Genomic DNA, 14137 nt, shown 5'->3' with positions numbered 1-14137 from the left:
TATAGATTAGCAAGGGGCTGATGTTGTGTGATAGAAATAAGTGACAATAAAAAAATCACTATAAATAAGGACCGTTTACTATTCAGATTAGAAGAAATGTCTCAGTTCGGATTGAATAAAAAAACCGGTGGTATAGACAGACAGCTTGGCAGCCAGGCTGATAAAGATACAAGAAGATGGCTCAAAGATATATGGGAAAAAGACATAGGCCTGAAAGTCACTGTTGATGCCGCCGCCAATATGTGGGGCAGTTACGGCGAACATCTAAAAAATAAACCGATTGTTTTCGGATCGCATCACGACAGTGTTCCCAATGGAGGAAAATTTGATGGAGCACTTGGTGTATTGATGGCAATGGAAGCCATTCAATCAATAAGTGACAGTGGAATAAAAACACGTCACCCCTTAGAAATTATCTCTTTTACCGGTGAAGAACCAAACAGCTTTTCTGTTTCTACCCTCGGCAGCAAAATTTTATGCGGCCGCCTGACAAAAAAAGATATAAGTATTCTGCACGACAGAAATACAGGCAGACCTTTGACTGAAGCTATCGACTGGCTCGGCGGAAACAGCAGCCAAATAGACAGTGCCGTTCTGGAAAAAGGCACTATGACCGCTTTCCTTGAATTCCATATCGAACAAGGACAACGTTTATACCGCAAACAGCAGGCTGTTGCGGCCGTCAGTTGTATCACAGGCATCTACAGAGAAATTATATCAATAAAAGGAGAGGCAAATCATGCAGGCACCACACAGCTTCAGGACAGGCGGGATGCATTATGTGCTGCCTCAGAGCTCTGTCTTGCCATTGAACATATAATGGAAGATTTCACGTCAATTGCTGTGACTGTCGGTCATATGCAGATTATTCCAAACGCTTCCAATATCATACCGGGTGAAGTTTCTTTTACCATAGATCTGCGTACGGCCTTTCCTGAAGATAGGAAAAAGGCTCTGGCAAAATTAAAGGAAAGGATAGCAGCAATAGAGAAAAAACGGGATATAAAAATAATACGCAGACTTAATCTTGATCAACCGGAAATGTCCATGGATGAAACGGCAGTGGAGGCTGTCATGAAGGCCATCGAAAAAGAAGCGCAGCCGCCGATGAAGCTTGTGAGCATGGCCGGACATGATGCTGCCAATATGGCAAGGCTGACAAAAACCGCTATGCTTTTTTCCCAGAGTGTCAACGGATACAGCCATTGTCCTCAGGAATATACCGCTCCGCGTGAAGTGGCTATAGCGGCACAAGTTTATCTCGATACATTGTTGATTTTGGATAAGGAGCTGGTATGATGTCAATAAAAATAATAAAAGCAGCAGCAATTTTTATTGACAGCTGTCTTGTGGAAAATAAAGCCATTGCAGTAAATATGCACACCGGTGATATTGAAAAGATAGCTGCAGCAGCACAGCTGGAAAAGGAGTATCCTGACGCCGGAAAAGAAGACTGGGGTGATCTCGTCATTGTTCCCGGCAGCATTAATGCCCATAATCACAGCTTTCAGAGCTTACTCCGCGGAGTAGCCGCTGACCGGCCTTTTTTAGAATGGCGTGATAACTCTCTCTACAAATTTTCACCGCGTATGCGATTGCAGGATATTTACACGGGAGCACTATTTGCCTTTACAGAGATGATGAAATGCGGTGCGACCACTGTAGCCGATTTCTTTTATCTTCATCAATTTGGCAGTGAAAGCGATGAAGCAGTTATTCAGGCAGCAAACGATGCCGGAATAAGACTGGTCATAGCCAGAACTATGTATGACTGGACCGGCGCACCTTCCGGTTATGTAGAAAATGTCGAAACAGCAGTCAGCAATACAGCATCTTTGATGAAAAAATATACGGGTGGAATGGTGAAAGTTTTGCCCGCACCGCACAGTCTGCATGCTGCTTCCCCTGAAATGATCAAAGCAGGCTACCGTCTGGCATGTGAATATAATACCCCCTATCATATTCATGTAGCGGAAGAAATCTTTGAAGTAGATCAAGTAAAAAAAGAACATGGCATGACACCGTTAAAATATCTTGATTCCTTAGGCGTAGTTGACAAACATATGTCAATAATACATGGTGTATGGCTCAGTGAAGATGAAATAAGAACGATGGGCCGAAAAGGTGCTCATCTTATTTACTGCCCGTCAAGCAATATGTTCCTCGCAGACGGTATCACCGATATTCCCGCATACATCAGGCATTCGGTCCCCATAGCACTGGGCAGTGATGGAGCCTGCGGCAACAGTCGCATCAGTGTATTTGAGGAAATGCGCATGGTATCACTTCTGCAGAAGGCAAAAACCTGTAACGCTCTTTGTGTGAATTTCCATGATGCATTCAAAATGGGAACCGAAACAGGCGGTACAGTGCTTGACCTTCCCATCGGCAAAATAGCCGACGGTTATAAAGCCGACTTCGTCGGAATATCTGTATATGATTTTTCTATGCAGCCCCTGACAAAAAAAGGGCAGCAATTTCTACCCAATCTTATTTACTCCATGCAGCCCACAGCGATTAAACGTGTAGCTGTAAACGGCAAAACAACAGTCATACAGGGCCACTTGGTAAATACAACAGAAAGTCGTGTACTTGAACAGGTAAAAATGACTATGCAGCATCTTGAAAATGAGTAAAAACTTTATTGCACTATTTTCATTATCCGGAGCAATACTATAATTGGGGAGGTTTATATATGTATCTTACTGAAGAAGAAAAAAAAATGTTAGAAGGAAACTACGGGCAGGGCACTCAGCTGGCAATGAAAATACTGGTTGCGATAGGAGAAGCCTACGATGCTCCCAAGATGGTTCCCGTGACACGTACTCATGTTGCGCTCAGCAATCAGGAAGCTGATCTATGGTTTGCTGAAAAATTAACGGCTGGTGAGGCAGTATGCCGTATACGTCCGACTGTCAATCCCAGTTTCAATCTGGAACAATTTCAGGCAATAACTGATATTGACAGGGAAGACGAAGAAATAGTCAAACGTACACATGCGGCCTACACCAAGCTCGGCGCAATAATGACTTATGATTGTACGCCTTATCTTGAAAAAAATGTACCGCGTTTCGGCGAAATCATTTCATTTTCCGAATCAAGCGCGACGCCTTTTGTAAACTCCGTTTATGGTGCCCGTTCTAACAGAGAATCAGCGCAGAGCGCTCTATGCAGTGCTGTTACGGGAGTAACACCTTATTACGGATTTTTATTGAAAGAAAATCGTGCCGGACAGGTATTGGTACATGTGGAGGCTGATATGGAAGATGATTTTACTTATCAGATGCTCGGTTATTTTGCTCCAAAAAAAATCGGCTTTTCTATCCCTGTTTTTGAAGGGCTGACAAATCCCAGTAAGGAAGCTCTGATGAATCTGGGCGCACAGCTTAATACAGGAGGCAACGTAGCCCTTTATCACATTCTTGGTTTTACACCGGAAGCACTGACAATGGAAGATGCCTTTCAAGGCAAAAAACCACAGTATGAAGTAACCATCACCAATAATGATCTGAAAAATATGCGCGAAGAAATATCTGACAAAAATGGGAAAATAGATTTTGCCTTATATGGCTGCCCGCATTTCACGATCGACCAGGTATGCACGGTTGCCGAAATGGTAAAAGGGAAAAAATTATCTGTTCCGTTATTTATTATGACCTCTTCACTGACTCGCAGTTTGTCTCAAAAAATGGGATATGCGGATATAATAAAAACAGCCGGCGGTGAAATAGTAGAAGATACTTGTATGGATCAACCATGCTGGAAATTTTTATATGGTAAAAAGGGAATAACAGATTCTCCCAAATGCGCCTATTATACGAAACGGCGTGATATGCAGTTTATCATAGCCCCTCTTAAAGAAAGTATATATGCAGCTTTGAAAGGAGAATACTAAAATGAAAAAACAATACGACTGCCACAAAATATCAGGTGGTAAGGTAACAGGCCAATTACTTTTTTCCGATGACGGTATGTGCTTTTATCTTATTGAACCAAAAGACGGTAAGATTATAGAAAAAGAGCACTGCCTTTATCAAAAATCCGTTGCCGGAAAAATCTTAGTATTCCCCTATGGTAAAGGGAGTTCAGTTGTACAGGCAGACGGAATGTATCAATTGAAAATGACAGGAATGAATCCTGCTGCCATGATAGTGGTAAATGCTGATACGACCTTAGCTGCGAGCGCTATCATTCTTGACGCTCCTATGGTAAATAAAATGGATGATGACTTTTACAAAGATTTCCATGACGGTGACATGGTAGAACTTGATGCAGATAATGGCATTCTGCGGAAAATATAAATAAATGTACTGAATATGAGGTAAAGCTGATGAATCGTCTGCTTATAAAAAATTTAGCTGAAATTGCCACTCCGCTCGGAAAGACAGCACTGCGTGGGAAAGCAATGAACGATATAAAGATTTATAAAAACGGCGCAATTTATTGTGAAGACGGAATAATAAAACTGGCAGGCACAGCCGAAGAAGTACTGCCGCAGCTATCGTCTGGCACAGCTGTCAAAGAAATAGACGCTCACGGAAAATGTGCCGTTCCCGGCTTTGTTGATCCGCATACACATTTTTTGTTTGGCGGAACTCGTGCCGACGAGTTCATCGCCAGGCTCGAGGGTGTTCCCTATATGGATCTCTTAAAAAGAGGCGGCGGTATAGTCAGCACCATGCGGCAGACTCGTGTGATGAGCGAAGAAAATATGTACTCTGCCGGTAAAAAAATTCTCGAAAATATGCTCAAACAAGGTTTTACAACTATAGAAGGCAAAAGCGGATACGGCTTGGATAAAAATACCGAGCTTAAAATGCTGCGGACAATGAAAAGACTGCAGAAAGACCTGCCGATTACATTGAAAACGACTTTTTTAGGAGCACATGCCGTACCTCCCGAATTTGCCGGCAGATCCAATGAATTTATAGATTTTACGATAGAACAGGTTTTTCCTGAAATACAAAAAGAAAAACTTGCTGAGTTCTGCGACGTTTTTTGTGAAAAGGGTGTATTCAGTATAGCTGAATCGCAGAAATTGCTGCTGGCTGCAAAGGAAACGGGCATGAAGGCAAAAATACATGCCGATGAAATAGTGTCGACAGGAGGCGGCGGTCTGGCTGCGGACATAGGGGCGGTCAGTGCAGATCATCTGCTTGCTGTTACCGATGAAGATATAAAAAAATTAGCTGGCAGTAATACTGCGGCAGTATTACTGCCGATGACAGCCTTTTGCATGCGCAAGCAATTTGCCCCGGCCAGACAGATGATAGACACCGGCTGCATCGTAGCCTTAGCCAGCGATTTCAATCCGGGAAGCTGCTATTCATACGCCGCGCCGCTTATACTTGCACTTGCCGTTATTAATATGCATCTGACAATAAATGAGGCATTGACAGCGATTACACTGAATGCCGCGGCCGCAGTGGATGAGGCTGATACTTCAGGCAGTATAGAGCCGGGTAAAAAGGCTGATATTTTACTTTTAAGCAAATCGGACTATAGATTTTTAGTCTATCTGACAGGAATTAATATAGTTGAGCATGTGATAAAAAATGGTGAAATTATATTCTAATAGTCATAAAGGAGCAATGCATAATGATACAGTCAACGACCGAAATAAAGCTGGATAATATCTTTCCTGATGAACCGATATTTGAGCAGGGAATACGCAGAGCCCCAAGCAGAGGTTTTCATTTAAGCAGTGAACAGACAAAAATAGCCTTAAAAAATGCTTTGCGTTATCTGCCCGAAGAACTGCATGAAAAAGCAGCTCCGGAATTCTTACAGGAATTAAAGACTTACGGGCGCATATATGCATACAGATGGCGCCCTCAAGGGCGCATATACGGAAAACCAATAGATGAATACGCCGGAAAATGTTTGGAAGGAAAAGCTTTTCAAGTGATGATAGATAATAATCTTGATTTTGAGGTGGCTCTTTATCCTTATGAACTTGTTACTTACGGTGAGACAGGCAGTGTATGTCATGATTGGCTGGGTTATAGGCTTATCAAAAAATATTTGGAAGTAATGACCGATGAACAGACTTTAGTGGTGGAATCGGGGATGCCGCTCGGTCTTTTTCCTTCGAAGCCGGAAGCTCCCCGTGTAATCAACACAAATGCTCTGATGATAGGTATGTTCGACAATGAAAAAGATTGGGAAATAGCCGAGGAAATGGGTGTGGCAAATTACGGTCAAATGACTGCGGGCGGATGGATGTACATTGGGCCGCAGGGAATAGTGCATGGCACATATAACACTCTTTTGAACGCCGGACGAATGCATTTAGGTATTCCTAACGATGGCGATCTCAACGGCCACATATTCGTCAGCTCCGGTCTGGGGGGAATGAGCGGTGCTCAGCCAAAAGCCGTAGAAATAGCAAATGGAGTAGGAGTAATAGCGGAAGTCGATTACTCCCGCATCAAAACACGCCTTGATCAGGGCTGGGTCGGTGAATGCTACAAAGATCTCGATAAAGTTTTTGCTGCAGCTGACAAACATTTACATGATAAAACAACTGTTTCTATCGCCTACAACGGTAATATAGTCGATCTTTTGGAATACGTAGTTAAAAACGATATCAAGATCGATCTGATGAGTGATCAGACATCGTGCCATGTGGCCTATGACGGCGGTTATTGTCCTCAGGGAGTAAGCTTTGAAGAACGCACTCGCATGCTCGCCGAAGACCGTGAAACCTTTGAGAAGCTTGTCAACAAAAGTTTGCGGCGCCATTATGAGCTGATAATGGCGTGCGTCAAAAAAGGCACCTACTTTTTCGATTATGGAAATTCCTTTCTTAAGGCAGTCTATGATGCAGGTGTAAAGGAATTATCGAAAAACGGCGTTGATGAAAAAGACGGTTTTATTCTCCCTTCTTATGTCGAAGACATAATGGGACCGCATCTTTTTGACTACGGTTACGGTCCATTCCGCTGGGTATGCCTCAGCGGCAGGCATGAAGATCTGATGCAGACAGACAAAGCCGCTATGGATTGCATAGATCCAAGCAGAAGATACCAGGACAGAGACAATTATAATTGGATCCGTGATGCGGAAAAAAATAAAATGGTTGTCGGTACTCAGGCACGCATACTTTACCAGGATGCCGAGGGACGCATAAAAATAGCTCTCAAGTTCAATGAGTTAGTGCGTAAGGGTGAAACAGGCCCCATTATGCTGGGACGCGATCATCATGATGTCAGCGGTACAGATTCACCATTCCGGGAAACTTCAAATATCAAAGACGGCAGCAATGTTATGGCCGATATGGCGGTACAGTGTTATGCAGGCAATGCAGCCCGTGGCATGAGCCTTATCTCTCTTCACAACGGCGGCGGTACAGGAATAGGCAAGGCAATAAACGGCGGCTTTGGACTGGTGCTTGACGGCAGTGAACGTATTGATACTATCATAAAGTCAGCTATGCTCTGGGATGTTATGGGTGGTGTCGCCCGCCGCAGCTGGGCACGCAATCCTCATGCCATAGAAACATCAAAAGAATTCAACAAAAAATACACCGGTAAAGGTCATATAACAATTCCTTTTGTTGCCGATGAGAATCTGGTAAGCGGCCTGGTAGATAAAATGTTTGACAAGTAAGCTTTGTAAGAAAACAGCAAAAAGGCAGCTGTTACTATATGATCAGTATACAGTAACAACTGCCTTTTTGCTTTAATTTCTAAGAACGATCGGGATGTCCGTTTTGCATCTTTCTGCTTACTATTCGCGCAGATAAGCCAATATATCTGCCGCATTGGTATCGGGTTTTACCTTTGGCATGACTTTTTCAATGACACCGTTTTCATCAATTATATAGCTCGTACGGACAATTCCCATACTCACTTTGCCATACATTTTTTTCTCCTGCCAGACATCATAGGCTTTAATAGCCTGCAATTCCGGATCAGAAAGAAGTATAAACGGAAGGTCATACTTTTCTGCAAATTTTTGGTGCGATGCCGTACTGTCTTTGCTGATGCCTATAACAACAATGTCCTGTTTCCTAAAATCCTCATACGCACCGGCAAAAGCACAAGCCTGTTTTGTGCAGCCCGGCGTATTATCCCGCGGGTAAAAATAAAGGACAATTTTTTTGCCGGAAAAATCGGATAGTGATACTTTGCTGCCGTTTTTATCTAAAAGAATAAAATCTGGAGCCTTGTCACCGGATTGAAGCATTTTAATTCCCCCTGTTTATGAATATCTTCAGCCGTCCTTTTTTCCTTAACTGCCAGGATCATTTCAAAGTACGACCGGATTATTACGAATAAAAACAAAATTATTTTCAGTAGAATACATATTGTTGTAGCTATAGCCGAATATGGCAAATTCTTTAATTGATTGAAAATCGGCAACCTTATTTTCAGCCAGCCAGCGGACCATTTCTCCGCGTGCTATTTTACACATTGTGCCCTTCTCCACTACCCTGTCGGCTTTCATTTCACCAAAAGTGCAGGTAAGAAATCGGGCAGAAGACGGCAGATGATCCGTGACAACCCTGCTATACTCTTTAGAAGCAAGATTCAATATCAATTCTTTGTCACTGCAAAGCACGCTTGAAATCTTATCGTTCCAAAAAGAATAAAGATTTTTAAAAGGCATTGCAGGAAACCTTGCCTGCATCTCTAATCTATAAGGTACGATCCCGTCAAAGGACCGCAAAAGTCCGTAAAACCCGGACAAAATATACAAATGCTTTTTTATATACTCTAATTGGCTGTATTCAAAAATCCCCGGAGCCATATGCATATACTGAATGCCTTCGTATGCCAGAACAGCCGGTGTAAGATTTCGATACAAATCCATAGTCTGCAGACGCTCATAATTCATAGTTGCAATAGCATCGCTGCAGTGCCATAACTTTTTTACCGCGGTATAATCCATGGTCTTCAAAATATCAAGCAGTTTTGCTGTTTCAGCTATAAATACAGGCAGTCCGGCAGGCAGAAAATCATCCGTAGCTGTATTCATTTTTTTCGCCGGTGAAATAATAATTTTCATTGGGTATTATTCTTTCTAAAAGTTTACAGTCAGTTTAACATATTTGGCGGAAACTTACAAAAATAATTAACAAAAGTATATACTTAATATTTGCTTATAAAACGGTAAACGTTCGTTAATAAAATAAATAAAACAGAACATCTATAATAAATAATAATAAAATAATTAACAAAAACTTTATAGTGTAAATAAATATTTTACTAAAAATTTATTATATCGCCAAAACAAACACTATAGATGAGTCTGAATTTATTGACATTTTTTGTTAAAAGTAATATAGTAAAATAAATTCGTAATTATGCCGTCTTTACTGATATAGGACGGCTTTTTTAATTAGGAGGTGGCATTGTTTTACAGGCATGAGCGGAAGAATTTTTATTTTCGTTCATATCTTGATTATTATCCGAAGCAGTCTGATGATGCACATGTTTTATAGAATGTAGTATGTAACATTATCAACAGACTGACAGATAATATACTATTTGATGAAGGGAGCCGATAAAAAACGCATATTGCTCTGTAACTGCGATAATATATGTAATATTTTTTCGCAGTGATATATGTTTGAACTGCAAAGCAATATTCGGGATTATTTTATCTATTGAAGTCTTATCAATGTTTTCGTGAAAACGACGAGTGCGATCCTCATGATACACGAATACGGGTAAACGGATTGGATAAATTGCTAAATTTTGCTGTTATTAAAGTTTAGTGAAGACAATTTAATATGTTGTTTTAATGTATGATTCCGTGCAGCTGAATATGCAAAAAACGAATAAAAATTTTGTAAGTAATAAAGTATGACCGCTGTTTTACACAGAGTTACAGATTGGCCGGTCTGATTATATGGATATAGTCGGGCTTACTATTAATACAAAGAAAATGGGGTCGGAATAATGAAGAGAATCAATTTGCTCGGAAGAATGTTAATTTTGTTTTTTTGCATGTCCTTTTTTGTATCTGTGGCTAAAGCCCAAGAGCCAAATGCCATGTATCAGGTTTCTACAATAAATGCTTTGATCCAGGGAGTATATGAAGGTGAAATTTCTGTGGGAGAGCTGAAAAAGTACGGTAATTTTGGCATAGGCACATATGACGGCTTAGACGGAGAAATGGTTATGCTGGATGGTAAAGCTTATCATGTAAAATCTACAGGAGCTGTAATCACTTCTGATGACAAAGTAAAAACTCCGTTTGCGAACGTACTTAATTTCAAACCAGAAATATTTGGTGAAATCAATGATGCAAAGAGTTTTGCTGAAATAGAAAACGCATTGGATTCTATCATTAAAGACAGAAATTACGTTTATGCCATTCGTATAGATGGCGTAATGAATCTGAAAACACGCGCAATTCCGCAAAAAAGTAAACCTTACCCCACACTGGCCGAAGCCGCAAAAACTCAATCGGAATTTGATCTAAAAAATGTACATGGAACGATTGTCGGCATATGGTGCCCACAATATATGAACGGAATCAACGTCCCCGGCTACCATTTGCATTTTATTTCGGATGACCGCAAATCAGGCGGACATGTACTGAGCGGTGAAATTATTCATGGTAAAGTGCAGGTGTCCAGAATATCTGATTTCCGGATGGTCCTGCCGGGCGGCGACGCTTTTAAAAATGCGGCACTCAACAGCGACTACAGCAAAGAGTTGAAAGCAGTAGAACAATCTAACTGAATACGAAAAATTTTTTGTACGACAACGGAGGGTTGTAATGAAAAGTTTAAAGTTTCAATTATTGGTTCCTCTCGGTATAACTATCGCAGCTATCCTGCTTTGTGTCATGTTTATATCATATTGGACTACATCCAGCATGCTGAAGACCAATCTGGAAGAACGATTCCAGATTCAGGCACAGGAAATAGCTAATGCATTTGATATACGCTTTCAGAAAGAAAAAACTGTTATGGATTCCTTCGGTAAACAAGTAACACATAACTTTCCTGAGTATCAGGCAAATGATCAATTGCAATTTGAATTCACTAAACGCATGCATGATACCTACACAGAATGGAATCCTGTCAGTTTTATTACCGATCTGACGGCAAAAAAAGTTGCCACCAGTGCCGGTAAATATGTTGATGCTTCAGCACTGTCCTATATAAAAAGACTGCCCGAAGGCAAAACTTTCATGGACAGCCCAATTGTCGCAGTTACCACGGGTAAAGCCATAGTAGTTGGCGCGGCGCCTGTATCGGTCGACCAGAAGGTTGCCGGTGCTGTGGTCGGCGGTATTCCTTTGGAAAAATTCACCGATGGTTTCAGTGAATTGAAAATAGGTGAGGATGGCTACTGTATGATAGTGGCTCCCGATGGAGTAATTGTGAGTCATCCTAATGCTGATCTTGTAATGAAAACCAACATTAAGGACATAAAAAATCAAGATCTGACAGATGCTTTGCAAAATATTACTCAGGGGAAAAAAGGATATATGATCACAACAATTGATGGCGTAGCGTCACTTGTTGCCTATGTTCCCACTGAAGATAACTGGGGAGTATTCACAGTTGCCCCTGTATCGCAGGAATTTGCCCCTATCCAAAAACTCACATGGATGTTTATCATATTATTCTTTATAGGATTGGGCATCGCAGTATTTGTCGTCAATTTGCTGGCCGGGAAGGTAACAAGACCCATCAAGGAGATGTCCCAGTATGTCTCAGCAATAGCCAAGGGCGACCTTTCAAAGGAAACATTAGAAAAAATAGACCGGTCTAAATATAATGCTCAGGATGAAATTGGTACACTGAGAAAAGCCATGATCACTATGCGAGAAGAATTATGGAGTTTGATGCACCAGGTTGACAAGGCAGCAGTGCATACAGCCAGTTCCTCCCTTCAGCTTAAGGAAAGTGCTGGTCAGTCTGCCCAGACTGCGACTCAGGTAGCTGAATCTGTGACAAAAGTATCCGAACAAACCGTACGCGGACAAAAAGGCATCAATGAAGTAAACAGGATTTTTGATGGCTTTATGCAGGATATCAGTAAAATGAAGGATAATACTCAAGATGCTACCAATTTTGCTGACAGTGCTGTTCAAAAAACACAAAGCGGCACGCAGACTGTCCAAAATGCCAGAATACAAATGGAAAATATAAATAACAGCTCTCAGAATGTCACAAATGCTGTTACAGAACTTTCCAAAGGAACCGCTAAGATAGGAGAAATAGTAAATATTATTTCCGGCATAGCAGCTCAGACCAATCTTTTGGCACTGAATGCCGCCATCGAAGCAGCAAGAGCCGGTGAACACGGAAGAGGTTTTGCAGTTGTCGCTGATGAAGTGCGCAAACTTGCTGAACAATCGCAGGATTCTGCAGGACAGATAATTTCACTTATAGCAGAAATCAATCAGGATGTGGAAACAGCTGTATCGGCAGTGGAGCATTCCGGCACAGATGTCAGCGAGGGTATAAAAAATGTTACCGACGCAGAAAAACAATTTTTGGAAATAGCTGATCTGATTCAAAATGTTCAGCAAAAAACTGCAAAAGTACTTTCTTATACTGATAAATTAGTCAACGACGGACACACTGTTGAAATATCCTCAAACGAAGTTAATCAGGCAATGAATGAGACTGCAGCCAGTTCCGAGAGCGTTTCTGCGGCTACAGAAGAACAATCGGCAGCAATGCAGGAAATCGCCGCATCTAGTGATGATTTATCGCAGCTTGCCAATAAACTGAAAAACAGTATTCAAAGCTTTAAGTTATAATAGTCAACTGTCAAAACAATTATTTATTAAAAATCTCCCAATATAAACAGCTGTAGCAATACTTCTGTCTTTATTGAGAGATTTTTTATCTCTAAGGGCATTATTCAGTCAATCAAAAATCACGTTCCAGTGTATGTCATTATGAGCCTTAAAACAAAGAGCCAACTGCTCTGCCGTATTTCTTTTTTCAGAAAGAGGGGGCAGGCAGTCAAAAGAAAAATAAGCACTACGGGAAGTTTCACTGTTTTCTTTAAATGATCCATCAATAATGTCACATTCAATAAAGATTTTGCATACTGAGTATGCATAAACCGGACGATTATGACGATTTCGTTCCTGTACTGAAATGATACGCCGCGGAAAAACTGTTAATCCACTTTCTTCTAATGCCTCTTTAACGGTATTTTCCGCTATAGATTTATCAATATCCACCCAGCCTCCCGGAAGAGACCACGTTCCTTGTTCATCTGTTTCCTGAACAAGAAGTATTTCATTACTTGCATTAAAAATAACTGCCCGTGTATCAATCTTTGGTGTTTGAAATCCTTTTTCATTACAAAATAGAGAGTTTATCTGATCAGTGGGAATGCCTGTTTTCAGCGCAAGCATCTCAACAGCTATTGATGAGATGCGCTCGAATCGTTCAATGTCAAACTTGTTTTTCGAATAATAAAGACCCGCCTGAGCGATAAAACGCAGTTCCATAGCCCATTTCAGCCATGGCATTTCAAGCAGAGGATCACTTTTTTGCTCCAGATAATATATGATTTCTGCCGGAGATCTAAAATAGTAGTCGGCTTTTATATGTTCGACAGAACGGCATCCCCAAACAGCAAGCCCGGATGCTGCTTTTGCGGCGGCGGCACATTCTATATCATAAATAGTGTCGCCTATATAAAGCACATCCTGCCTCTCTGCACCTGCTATTTCCATATATTTGAGCAAGGGCTCAGCAAAAGGCTTATGTTTTGCAGTATCATCGGCTGAAATTATTACATCGAAGTATTGGGCTATCCCCAAATGAAAAAAATCTGATTTGCATTCACGTTTCAGCTTTGAGGTTACAATGCCAAGTTTTATATTTTTTTCTTTCAAAGATTTGAGCAGCGTCTTAATACCATCAAAAATTTTTATAGCATGATGATAGTCTTTCATATGTAAATTCCATTTTTCCAAAGCCAGTTCAGGATTTTTCACCCCCAGCTTACGCAGCCCGTCTTCGCCCGGTATACCGATAACAGCAGAAAGTTCACTATCTGTAAAAACCCGCAGCGGGATTATTTCTTTTAAAGCTTCCCTCAAAGACAGCACTAATATATCATGGGTGTCGATCAAGGTTCCATCCATATCAAAAACGACATTCTTAAATCTCATAATAAAAATATACATTCCCTTCTAAAAT

11 protein-coding genes are annotated in these 14137 nt (G+C 41.1%); 8 read left to right on the top strand and 3 right to left on the bottom strand.

The window, feature by feature from the left end; genetic code table 11:
* Positions 1–27: 27 nt before the first annotated feature.
* Genes I6758_RS14495 through I6758_RS14470 form a run of 6 tightly spaced genes read left to right on the top strand, consistent with a single transcriptional unit; the run spans position 28 to position 7611 of the window.
* Complete coding sequence (locus I6758_RS14495; protein WP_196605906.1) at positions 28–1299, top strand: Zn-dependent hydrolase; 1272 nt, start codon at positions 28–30, stop codon at positions 1297–1299.
* Positions 1299–2636: an amidohydrolase family protein gene (locus I6758_RS14490; RefSeq protein ID WP_196605905.1), complete on the top strand. Its 1338-nt coding sequence runs from the start codon at positions 1299–1301 to the stop codon at positions 2634–2636. The genes I6758_RS14495 and I6758_RS14490 overlap by 1 nt, the downstream gene beginning before the upstream one ends.
* A 59-nt stretch (positions 2637–2695) precedes the next feature.
* Positions 2696–3895, top strand: a complete 1200-nt coding sequence (locus tag I6758_RS14485; protein ID WP_196605904.1) for an aconitase X catalytic domain-containing protein — start codon at positions 2696–2698, stop codon at positions 3893–3895.
* Between the two features lies 1 nt (position 3896).
* The gene (locus tag I6758_RS14480) at positions 3897–4301 is read left to right on the top strand and encodes an aconitase X swivel domain-containing protein (protein WP_196605903.1); all 405 of its coding nucleotides are present in this window, start codon (positions 3897–3899) and stop codon (positions 4299–4301) included.
* Between the two features lie 29 nt (positions 4302–4330).
* Positions 4331–5575: an imidazolonepropionase gene (hutI, locus tag I6758_RS14475; protein WP_196605902.1), complete on the top strand. Its 1245-nt coding sequence runs from the start codon at positions 4331–4333 to the stop codon at positions 5573–5575.
* Between the two features lie 23 nt (positions 5576–5598).
* The gene (locus tag I6758_RS14470) at positions 5599–7611 is read left to right on the top strand and encodes a urocanate hydratase (RefSeq protein WP_196605901.1); all 2013 of its coding nucleotides are present in this window, start codon (positions 5599–5601) and stop codon (positions 7609–7611) included.
* 120 nt (positions 7612–7731) lie between these two features.
* Here I6758_RS14470 and bcp read toward each other — a convergent pair whose 3' ends face one another.
* Together bcp and yaaA are read right to left on the bottom strand one after the other, a co-directional pair.
* On the bottom strand, positions 7732–8190 hold the full coding sequence (gene bcp / locus I6758_RS14465; protein ID WP_196605900.1) for a thioredoxin-dependent thiol peroxidase: 459 nt from the start codon (positions 8188–8190) through the stop codon (positions 7732–7734).
* Positions 8191–8253: 63 nt separating this feature from the next.
* The gene (yaaA, locus tag I6758_RS14460) at positions 8254–9012 is read right to left on the bottom strand and encodes a peroxide stress protein YaaA (protein ID WP_196605899.1); all 759 of its coding nucleotides are present in this window, start codon (positions 9010–9012) and stop codon (positions 8254–8256) included.
* Positions 9013–9908: 896 nt separating this feature from the next.
* Between yaaA and budA the strand changes: the two genes are divergently transcribed.
* The gene (gene budA / locus I6758_RS14455) at positions 9909–10697 is read left to right on the top strand and encodes an acetolactate decarboxylase (protein WP_196605898.1); all 789 of its coding nucleotides are present in this window, start codon (positions 9909–9911) and stop codon (positions 10695–10697) included.
* 37 nt (positions 10698–10734) lie between these two features.
* On the top strand, positions 10735–12735 hold the full coding sequence (locus I6758_RS14450) for a methyl-accepting chemotaxis protein (RefSeq protein ID WP_196605897.1): 2001 nt from the start codon (positions 10735–10737) through the stop codon (positions 12733–12735).
* Positions 12736–12843: 108 nt separating this feature from the next.
* Here I6758_RS14450 and I6758_RS14445 read toward each other — a convergent pair whose 3' ends face one another.
* On the bottom strand, positions 12844–14109 hold the full coding sequence (locus I6758_RS14445) for an NUDIX hydrolase N-terminal domain-containing protein (protein ID WP_196605896.1): 1266 nt from the start codon (positions 14107–14109) through the stop codon (positions 12844–12846).
* Between the last annotated feature and the right edge of the window lie 28 nt (positions 14110–14137).

Origin of the sequence: Pectinatus haikarae (assembly GCF_015732185.1) — a bacterium.
Taxonomy (GTDB): domain Bacteria; phylum Bacillota; class Negativicutes; order Selenomonadales; family Selenomonadaceae; genus Pectinatus; species Pectinatus haikarae.
This window is presented reverse-complemented; position numbering and strand designations above follow the sequence as displayed.

What these genes read in the sequence shown, in the direction of transcription:
- I6758_RS14445 (WP_196605896.1), bottom strand. Translation starts at nt 14,109, where the DNA reads ATGAGATTTAAGAATGTCGTTTTTGATATGGATGGAACCTTGATCGAC.
- I6758_RS14480 (WP_196605903.1), top strand. Translation starts at nt 3,897, where the DNA reads ATGAAAAAACAATACGACTGCCACAAAATATCAGGTGGTAAGGTAACA.
- bcp (WP_196605900.1), bottom strand. Translation starts at nt 8,190, where the DNA reads ATGCTTCAATCCGGTGACAAGGCTCCAGATTTTATTCTTTTAGATAAA.
- yaaA (WP_196605899.1), bottom strand. Translation starts at nt 9,012, where the DNA reads ATGAAAATTATTATTTCACCGGCGAAAAAAATGAATACAGCTACGGAT.
- I6758_RS14450 (WP_196605897.1), top strand. Translation starts at nt 10,735, where the DNA reads ATGAAAAGTTTAAAGTTTCAATTATTGGTTCCTCTCGGTATAACTATC.
- I6758_RS14485 (WP_196605904.1), top strand. Translation starts at nt 2,696, where the DNA reads ATGTATCTTACTGAAGAAGAAAAAAAAATGTTAGAAGGAAACTACGGG.
- I6758_RS14470 (WP_196605901.1), top strand. Translation starts at nt 5,599, where the DNA reads ATGATACAGTCAACGACCGAAATAAAGCTGGATAATATCTTTCCTGAT.
- I6758_RS14490 (WP_196605905.1), top strand. Translation starts at nt 1,299, where the DNA reads ATGTCAATAAAAATAATAAAAGCAGCAGCAATTTTTATTGACAGCTGT.
- hutI (WP_196605902.1), top strand. Translation starts at nt 4,331, where the DNA reads ATGAATCGTCTGCTTATAAAAAATTTAGCTGAAATTGCCACTCCGCTC.
- budA (WP_196605898.1), top strand. Translation starts at nt 9,909, where the DNA reads ATGAAGAGAATCAATTTGCTCGGAAGAATGTTAATTTTGTTTTTTTGC.